Source organism: Citrobacter sp. Cb041 (assembly GCF_030336655.1).
GTDB lineage: Bacteria > Pseudomonadota > Gammaproteobacteria > Enterobacterales > Enterobacteriaceae > Citrobacter > Citrobacter braakii.
The window spans coordinates 430,405-439,069 of the sequence record NZ_JAOWDD010000036.1 but is presented as its reverse complement, the minus strand read 5'-3'; the positions used below and the strand labels follow the sequence as shown (position 1 = coordinate 439,069).

Below are 8,665 nucleotides of genomic sequence, written 5' to 3'. Positions count from 1 at the left end.
GCAACAACGCCCGCACCAACAGTACGGCCGCCTTCACGGATTGCGAAACGCAGACCGTCGTCCATCGCGATTGGGTGGATCAGGGTAACAACCATTTTGATGTTGTCGCCCGGCATTACCATCTCAACGCCTTCCGGCAGTTCGATGGTACCAGTCACGTCAGTAGTACGGAAGTAGAACTGCGGACGGTAGCCTTTGAAGAACGGAGTATGACGGCCGCCTTCGTCTTTGGACAGAATGTACACTTCAGATTCGAACTTGGTGTGCGGCTTGATAGAGCCCGGCTTAGCCAGGACCTGACCACGTTCGATTTCTTCACGTTTGATACCACGCAGCAGAACACCAACGTTCTCACCAGCACGGCCTTCGTCCAGCAGTTTGCGGAACATTTCAACGCCAGTACAGGTAGACTTAGCAGTCTCTTTGATACCAACGATTTCAACTTCTTCACCAACTTTGATGATACCGCGCTCTACACGACCGGTAACAACGGTACCGCGACCGGAGATGGAGAATACGTCTTCGATAGGCAGCAGGAACGGCTTGTCAATCGCACGCTCTGGTTCCGGGATGTAAGAATCCAGGAAGCCAGCCAGTTCGATGATTTTCGCTTCCCACTCTGCTTCGCCTTCCAGCGCTTTCAGAGCAGAACCACGAACGATCGGAGTGTCGTCACCCGGGAAATCGTACTGAGACAGAAGTTCACGAACTTCCATTTCTACCAGTTCCAGCAGCTCTTCGTCATCAACCATGTCGCATTTGTTCAGGAACACGATGATGTACGGAACGCCTACCTGACGACCCAGCAGGATGTGCTCACGAGTCTGCGGCATCGGGCCGTCAGTCGCAGCAACAACCAGGATCGCGCCGTCCATCTGCGCAGCACCGGTGATCATGTTTTTAACATAGTCGGCGTGGCCCGGGCAGTCTACGTGTGCGTAGTGGCGAGTCGGGGTGTCATATTCAACGTGAGAAGTGTTGATGGTGATACCACGAGCTTTTTCTTCCGGCGCGTTATCGATCTGGTCGAATGCACGAGCAGCACCGCCGTAGGTTTTAGCCAGTACGGTGGTGATTGCAGCAGTCAGGGTAGTTTTACCGTGGTCAACGTGGCCGATGGTGCCGACGTTAACGTGCGGTTTTGTACGTTCAAATTTTTCTTTAGACACGGCTATATTCCTTACTATAGTGCTCTCCCCTGGGGAGAGAGCACGGGACTTAGGTTTTAATCCTGTGGCTTATTTACCACGGGCTTCAATAACGGCCTGAGCAACGTTGTTCGGCGCATCGTCGTACTTCAGGAACTCCATGGAGTAAGAAGCACGGCCTTTGGTCAGAGAACGCAGCTGGGTTGCATATCCGAACATTTCAGACAGCGGAACTTCAGCATGGATAACAACGCCAGTGACGTTGGATTCCTGACCACGAAGCATACCACGACGGCGGCTCAAGTCACCGATTACGTCACCGGTGTTCTCTTCCGGAGTCTCTACTTCAACCTTCATGATAGGCTCAAGCAGAACTGGTTTCGCTTTCTTAAAGCCATCTTTGAAGGCGATAGAAGCGGCCAGTTTAAACGCCAGCTCAGAGGAGTCAACGTCATGGTAAGAACCGAAGTGCAGACGCACGCCCAGATCAACAACCGGGTAACCAGCCAGCGGGCCAGATTTCAGCTGTTCCTGGATGCCTTTATCAACGGCCGGGATGTATTCGCCAGGAATTACACCACCTTTGATGTCGTTGATGAACTCGTAGCCTTTCGGGTTTGAACCCGGCTCCAGCGGGTACATGTCGATAACAACATGACCGTACTGACCGCGACCACCAGACTGCTTAGCGTGTTTACCTTCGATATCGGTAACTTTCGCGCGAATCGCTTCACGGTAAGCAACCTGAGGTTTACCGACGTTCGCTTCAACGTTGAATTCACGCTTCATACGGTCAACGATGATGTCGAGGTGCAGCTCACCCATACCGGCGATAATGGTCTGGTTAGATTCTTCGTCAGTCCAAACGCGGAATGACGGGTCTTCTTTAGCCAGACGGCCCAGAGCCAGACCCATTTTTTCCTGGTCAGCTTTGGTTTTCGGTTCTACCGCGATGGAGATTACCGGCTCAGGGAATTCCATACGCTCCAGAATGATCGGGTGATCCGGGTCACACAGAGTGTCACCAGTGGTCACGTCTTTCAGACCGATAGCAGCAGCGATATCGCCCGCGCGAACTTCTTTGATCTCTTCACGTTTGTTAGCGTGCATCTGTACGATACGGCCAAAACGCTCGCGTGCAGTTTTCACTGAGTTCAGGATGGTGTCACCGGAGTTAACCACACCAGAGTACACGCGGAAGAAGGTCAGGTTACCCACGAACGGGTCGGTAGCGATTTTGAATGCCAGAGCAGCAAACGGCTCTTCATCGCTAGCATGACGCTCAGCCGGAGTATCTTTACCGTCGTCCAGAATACCGTTGATCGCAGGTACGTCTACTGGGGATGGCAGGTAATCAATTACCGCATCCAGCATCGCCTGAACACCTTTGTTCTTGAACGCAGAACCACAGGTTACCAGGATGATTTCGTTGTTCAGAACGCGCTGACGCAGAGCTTTTTTGATCTCTTCTTCAGTCAGTTCTTCACCACCCAGGTATTTCTCCATCAGCTCTTCTGAAGCTTCCGCAGCGGACTCGATCAGGTTCTGGTGCCATTCTTCAGCCAGTTCCTGCATGTCAGCCGGGATATCTTCATAAGTGAAGGTTACGCCTGCATCTTCTTCGTTCCAGTTGATGGCTTTCATTTTCACCAGGTCAACAACACCAGTGAACGCTTCTTCAGCGCCAATCGCCAACTGCAGCGGAACAGGGTTCGCGCCCAGACGGGTTTTGATCTGACCAACAACTTTCAGGAAGTTCGCACCCATACGGTCCATTTTGTTAACGAACGCAATGCGTGGAACTTTATATTTGTTTGCCTGACGCCATACGGTTTCAGACTGAGGCTGAACACCACCAACTGCGCAGTAAACCATTACTGCACCATCAAGCACACGCATGGAACGTTCTACTTCGATAGTGAAGTCAACGTGCCCCGGGGTGTCGATGATGTTTACGCGATGCGGTTCATACTGCTTAGCCATACCAGACCAGAATGCAGTAGTCGCTGCGGAGGTGATAGTAATACCACGCTCCTGCTCCTGTTCCATCCAGTCCATGGTGGCTGCGCCGTCATGAACTTCACCGATTTTATGGTTTACACCGGTGTAGAACAGAATACGTTCGGTAGTAGTGGTTTTACCGGCGTCGATGTGCGCACTGATACCGATGTTACGGTAGCGCGCGATGGGTGTTGTACGAGCCATTTGATTCCTCGTTTATCTTTTAGGCGTTCAATTTAAGTAGCCCAAAGCGGGCTGCTTACTAGAAGCGCCCGCCTGGTGACTAAAACTCCGAAGGGATTACCAACGGTAGTGTGCGAACGCCTTGTTGGCTTCTGCCATACGGTGAACGTCTTCACGTTTCTTAACTGCAGTACCTTTGTTTTCTGCAGCATCAGAAAGTTCGTTCGCCAGGCGCAGAGCCATGGATTTATCACCGCGTTTACGAGCAGCTTCAACGATCCAACGCATTGCCAGGGCATTACGGCGAACCGGACGGACTTCAACTGGAACCTGATAAGTAGAACCACCAACGCGGCGAGACTTAACTTCGACAGTCGGACGCACGTTTTCAAGGGCTACTTCAAAAGCTTCCAGGCCATCTTTACCAGAACGCTGAGCCAGGGTCTCCAGCGCGCTGTATACGATGGTTTCTGCAGTAGATTTTTTACCATCTACCATCAGGATATTTACAAATTTAGCCAGCAGCTCTGATCCGAACTTAGGATCCGGCAGAATTTTACGCTGACCAATGACGCGACGACGTGGCATGGGAATACTCCGTTGTTAATTCAGGATTGTCCAAAACTCTACGAGTTTAGTTTGACATTAATATAAAACGTTTGGCCTTACTTAACGGAGAACCATTAAGCCTTAGGACGTTTCACGCCATACTTGGAGCGTGATTGCTTACGGTCTTTAACGCCGGAGCAGTCAAGCGCACCGCGAACGGTGTGGTAACGAACACCCGGGAGGTCTTTTACACGACCGCCACGGATCAGGATCACGGAGTGCTCCTGCAGGTTGTGACCTTCACCACCGATGTAGGAAGTCACTTCAAAACCGTTAGTCAAACGCACACGGCATACTTTACGCAGTGCGGAGTTTGGTTTTTTAGGAGTGGTAGTATATACACGAGTACATACGCCACGTTTCTGCGGGCATGCTTCCAGTGCAGGCACGTTGCTCTTTGCAACTTTGCGTGCGCGTGGTTTGCGTACCAGCTGGTTAACTGTTGCCATTAAATAGCTCCTGGTTGTAGCTTTCGCTTCGTAAACACGTAATAAAACGACCTCATACAATATGAGGACGCAGAATTTTAGGTCGGTGTCGAAAAGGTGTCAAGAAATATACAACGATCCCACAATTACCAGGACATCTGGCTGGGATGCTTCACCGTAAGTCTGACGAAGTCAGTATAGCTAACCCTGACGACACTGTCTGAAATTTGACCACCCAAGCCGCGAGCTTTAATGTCTTCTTCCAGTACATAGACCTTAATGGAGGCATTTTGCAGACTTTCAAGGAAACGGCTTCCTTCTATTGCCGCGGTCACGCCATCCTGAAGCAATAAAAGTTCATCGTCTTTATCAATCAGGCGAAGAAGAGAGGAGAAATCGGTAAGCCACGCGGAACGATGTAATGTGTGCAGCATGAGTATCTCAAAACCTTAAAATGACGTCATAGTTGCCTAGCTCACGGCGTAAATCTTCCGGTTCTAACGCTGTCGCATCGACCACAAAATTAACCCCCTGCTGGAGGCCCCGCTCGCGTAATGAGGCGGCACAAAGCCAACATTGATCGATATCGTACAACCCTAACAGCTTGAAGGTTGCGATATAGTCGCGAGCCAGCACGACATCCGGTTGTTGTCCCTGGAGGATTTGAAAAACGCCATCGCCGATAAAGAATACGCCGAGGTCTTCCGTTAATGCCGATGTCGCCAGTAAGGCATCTAACCCTTCGCGGCCAGACGAACTGCCATGCGGCACGGTAGAAAAGACAAAAGCAACACGTTTCATTAAAACTGCACCACGCGATCGCAGGTCAGGGATGCCTCAGCCAGCGAACCCAGCCCGCTGAGGTTAAAACCTGATTGTAAATTAGCCCCTGCCAGTCCCAATCGCTTCGCTTCTGTTTCATCAACGACGCCGCGACGCAGCGCCGCAGCTACACAGATATTCAGCGTCACGCCATGCTGCTGGTTCAGCTGTTGCCAGGCCCGCACCAGATCATATTCATCACTGGCAGGTGAAGTCAGGAAGTTGGCGTTATACACACCTTCACGATAGAAAAAGACGCTGCATAGGTCATGCCCTTCTTTGAGTAACGCATGAGCAAATTGCAACGCGCTGCTCGCCTGCTGCGTGCCATAAGCTGGCCCCGTCACCATAATGGCAAAACGCATTACTTGTCTTGCCCCTGGAAATCGCCGCTTTTGAACTGACGAATATAGAGGTAAACCGTGTGCTTGGAGATGTTCAGCCGATCGGCGACCTGGTTAATGGCATCTTTAATATCGAAAATACCTTTCTCATACAGATTCAGGACAATCTGGCGATTCTTGGCATTGTTGGAAACATTACGATCGGCATTCACTTCTTCAATCGTGAACTCCAACGTTTGGGTAACCAGGTCTTCCACCGAAGAAGCGAAGTTAACGGCAGAACCCACTTCCGGGGTTTCCGGTGGGATAAAGGTATTCATTATCTGCGAGAATGGAACATCAAGGTTCATGTTGATGCACAGCAGACCAATCACGCGATGCTCACGGTTGCGAATGGCAATCGTCACCGACTTCATCAAGACACCGCTTTTCGCACGTGTGAAGTAACACTTCGACACGCTGCTATCCGCACCCGTCATATCATGCAGCATACGCAACGCAAGGTCAGTAATCGGCGAGCCAATTTTGCGGCCCGTGTGTTCACCGTTAGCAATGCGGATGGCCGAGCATTTCAAATCCTGCAAAGAGTGCAATACGATTTCACAATGGGAACCAATGAGCATCGCCAACCCGTCCACAACCGCTTCGTAGGATTTGAGGATATCGAAATCGGTTTGATCGAAAGGACGTTGATCCAGTAAATCTAGCTCACTGGTTTCGTTGGTTAAAAGCGACCTGGACATGAAAAAAAGCACTCCTTTTCAGGAGCCTGTCGTTATGTTGTCAGGGCAGGCTCATCACTATTATAGGGGCATCTAAAGTAATACAGCGCACAAGGCGCTTTCCAGTATTAATTATATCCTGTCGATAATAAAAAACCGCCGCCCTATGGGCGGCGGTGTCTGGTTACTTACTTTTTGCTGCTGTCCGCAGCTTTAGCTGCCGGTGCAGCATCTGGCTGCGCATCGGTTTTCGGTGCCGGTTTGATGTCTAACAGTTCAACATCAAAGACCAGCGTAGAGTTAGCCGGAATGCCCGGTACGCCGGTTTTGCCGTAAGCCAGATCCGGCGGGATAACCAGCTGGATTTTGCCGCCTTTCTTGATGTTTTTCAGGCCTTCGGTCCAGCCAGGGATAACACCGTCAAGACGGAAAGAGAGCGGCTCACCGCGGGTATAAGAGTTATCAAACTCTTTACCGTCAATCAGCGTACCTTTGTAGTTGACTACCACGGTATCGCTATCTTTCGGTGCAGCGCCGGTACCTTCTTTCTCTACTTTATAGACCAGGCCAGTAGAAGAGGTTTTAACGCCCTTCTCTTTAGCAAATTTCTCGCGGTAAACTTTACCTTTGGCTTCATTGTCAGCCGCGTCTTTTTCCATTTTCGCCTGAGCGGAGCTCTTCACGCGTGCTTCAAACGCCTGCAGAGTTTGTTCGATTTCCTGGTCAGACAGTTTGCTCTTGTCTGCAAACGCATCCTGAACGCCAGCGATCAGCTGATCTTTATCCAGTTTGATGCCCAGTTTTTCCTGCTCTTTCAGAGAGTTTTCCATATAACGACCCAGGGACGCGCCCAGCGCGTAAGCGGCTTTTTGGTCGTCATTCTTGAATGCTGCTTTGCTGTCAGCAGTAGCGGCTGGTTTCGCAGCGTCAGCAGCGAAGGTGATCGGGGCATGCAGAGCAACAGCCATTGTGGTCGCCAGCAGCGTTACTTTAAACAGTGATTTCATCCATATCTCCAGGGCCGGGGCATCTCACCCCAAGGTTAGCTAACATAAAAATGTACTATAAAGCGTTGCAGAACAAATCAACATACGGGCACGCCCTATTATCACCACTTTTCAGACTCTTTTTGTTTAAATTAGTTTCGTGACCGAAGATTGAGTGCTGTGCAAACAGGCAAAGTTAAGTAGAATTCGCCGCAGTCCGCGATCTGCCGGAGAAAAAAGAAAGAGGTGAATCATGCAGGATACAACAATGGAAACTCGCCTGGCTGAACTGGAAAGTCGCCTGGCATTTCAGGAGATAACCATTGAAGAGCTCAACGTGACGGTGACCGCGCATGAACTGGAAATGGCAAAACTCCGCGACCATCTGCGTTTATTGACGGAGAAGCTCAAGGCCACGCAGCCGTCCCACATCGCGTCGCAGTCTGAAGAGACCCCGCCGCCACATTATTGAGACATAAAAAAAGCGGGATATTCCCGCTTTTTTTTATGCCGTATAACGATTAGTGGCAACCGCAACCGCCGCCGTTACCTTTACCGCCACCGCCGCAGCAGCCTTCGCCACCGTGCTCGTGACCATGGTCGTGACCGTGACCACCGCAGCAACCGTCATGACCGTGGTCATGATCGTGGTCGTGACCGTGCGCACCGTGAACGTGGCCGTGAGCCAGCTCTTCTTCGGTCGCTTCGCGGATAGCGACAACTTCTACGTTGAATTTCAGGTTCTGGCCAGCCAGCATGTGGTTACCGTCAACCACAACGTGGTCGTCTTCCACTTCGGTAATTTCTACCGGTACTGGACCCTGGTCAGTTTCAGCCAGGAAACGCATGCCAACCTGCAGTTCGTCAACGCCCATGAAGACGTCTTTAGGAACGCGCTGCACCAGGTTTTCGTCGTACTGACCGTATGCGTCGTTTGCGCCAACAGCAACATCGAATTTGTCGCCAACTTCATGACCGTCCAGCGCTGTTTCCAGGCCAGAAATCAGGGAACCGTGACCATGCAGGTAGTCCAGCGGTGCACTCACCGGAGACTCATCAACCAACACACCGTCTTCTGTACGTACCTGATAGGCCAGGCTGACCACCAGGTCCTTTGCTACTTTCATGATATCTCCTGAGCATGGAAAGAATAGTGGCGCAGATTGTAGCGGAATTCTGCACCCGTGTACCCTCTAGCTTAAAAAAAGCTGCGCCATATCGCTAGTCCGGATGAAAAATCCCGATCACTTGCTCTTCTTTGCGAACGTGCTCGCGCGCCTCTTTATCCGCTTCCCGCATCTGATGACCGCACTTAACACACTCAACAATATCGATATTATTTTCGCGCCACATCGCCAGCGTATCCTGCGCCTGGCAGGACGGACATTTTGCGCCTGCGATAAAACGTTTACGAATTGCCAT

12 protein-coding genes are annotated in these 8,665 nt (G+C 51.0%); 1 reads left to right on the top strand and 11 read right to left on the bottom strand.

The features are described 5' to 3' along the window. From tuf to fkpA, 9 genes are all read right to left on the bottom strand, one after another. Positions 1–1,169 (bottom strand): elongation factor Tu (gene tuf, locus OGV52_RS10765; RefSeq protein ID WP_049014834.1); only part of this gene is annotated, 1,169 nt, incomplete at its 3' end. A 69-nt stretch (positions 1,170–1,238) separates the two neighbouring features. After that, on the bottom strand, positions 1,239–3,353 hold the full coding sequence (gene fusA / locus OGV52_RS10760) for an elongation factor G (protein WP_016154762.1): 2,115 nt from the start codon (positions 3,351–3,353) through the stop codon (positions 1,239–1,241). Between the two features lie 96 nt (positions 3,354–3,449). Beyond that, entirely contained in the window at positions 3,450–3,920 is a 471-nt protein-coding gene (rpsG, locus tag OGV52_RS10755; protein WP_016154763.1) for a 30S ribosomal protein S7, read from the bottom strand. Positions 3,921–4,015: 95 nt separating this feature from the next. Beyond that, complete coding sequence (gene rpsL / locus OGV52_RS10750) at positions 4,016–4,390, bottom strand: 30S ribosomal protein S12 (protein ID WP_003023654.1); 375 nt, start codon at positions 4,388–4,390, stop codon at positions 4,016–4,018. A 125-nt stretch (positions 4,391–4,515) separates the two neighbouring features. Further along, complete coding sequence (tusB, locus tag OGV52_RS10745) at positions 4,516–4,803, bottom strand: sulfurtransferase complex subunit TusB (protein ID WP_016157620.1); 288 nt, start codon at positions 4,801–4,803, stop codon at positions 4,516–4,518. A 7-nt stretch (positions 4,804–4,810) separates the two neighbouring features. Further along, on the bottom strand, positions 4,811–5,170 hold the full coding sequence (tusC, locus tag OGV52_RS10740; RefSeq protein WP_049041316.1) for a sulfurtransferase complex subunit TusC: 360 nt from the start codon (positions 5,168–5,170) through the stop codon (positions 4,811–4,813). After that, complete coding sequence (gene tusD / locus OGV52_RS10735; RefSeq protein WP_047501481.1) at positions 5,170–5,556, bottom strand: sulfurtransferase complex subunit TusD; 387 nt, start codon at positions 5,554–5,556, stop codon at positions 5,170–5,172. The genes tusC and tusD overlap by 1 nt, the downstream gene beginning before the upstream one ends. Then, a complete protein-coding gene (locus OGV52_RS10730; protein WP_003023643.1) occupies positions 5,556–6,278 on the bottom strand; it encodes a helix-turn-helix transcriptional regulator in 723 nt (240 codons plus the stop codon). The genes tusD and OGV52_RS10730 overlap by 1 nt, the downstream gene beginning before the upstream one ends. A gap of 167 nt (positions 6,279–6,445) precedes the next feature. Next, positions 6,446–7,264 (bottom strand): FKBP-type peptidyl-prolyl cis-trans isomerase, encoded by an 819-nt coding sequence (gene fkpA / locus OGV52_RS10725; RefSeq protein WP_200080271.1) that lies wholly within the window; start codon positions 7,262–7,264, stop codon positions 6,446–6,448. A gap of 232 nt (positions 7,265–7,496) precedes the next feature. Between fkpA and OGV52_RS10720 the strand changes: the two genes are divergently transcribed. Next, positions 7,497–7,715, top strand: coding sequence for a protein SlyX (locus tag OGV52_RS10720; RefSeq protein ID WP_003023639.1), 219 nt, complete (start codon positions 7,497–7,499; stop codon positions 7,713–7,715). Between the two features lie 49 nt (positions 7,716–7,764). On the opposite strand, the gene slyD is transcribed toward OGV52_RS10720, so the two are convergent. Both slyD and OGV52_RS10710 read right to left on the bottom strand, forming a co-directional pair. Next, on the bottom strand, positions 7,765–8,370 hold the full coding sequence (gene slyD, locus OGV52_RS10715) for a peptidylprolyl isomerase (protein WP_003023634.1): 606 nt from the start codon (positions 8,368–8,370) through the stop codon (positions 7,765–7,767). Between the two features lie 94 nt (positions 8,371–8,464). Then, the gene (locus OGV52_RS10710) at positions 8,465–8,665 is read right to left on the bottom strand and encodes a YheV family putative zinc ribbon protein (RefSeq protein WP_016154768.1); all 201 of its coding nucleotides are present in this window, start codon (positions 8,663–8,665) and stop codon (positions 8,465–8,467) included.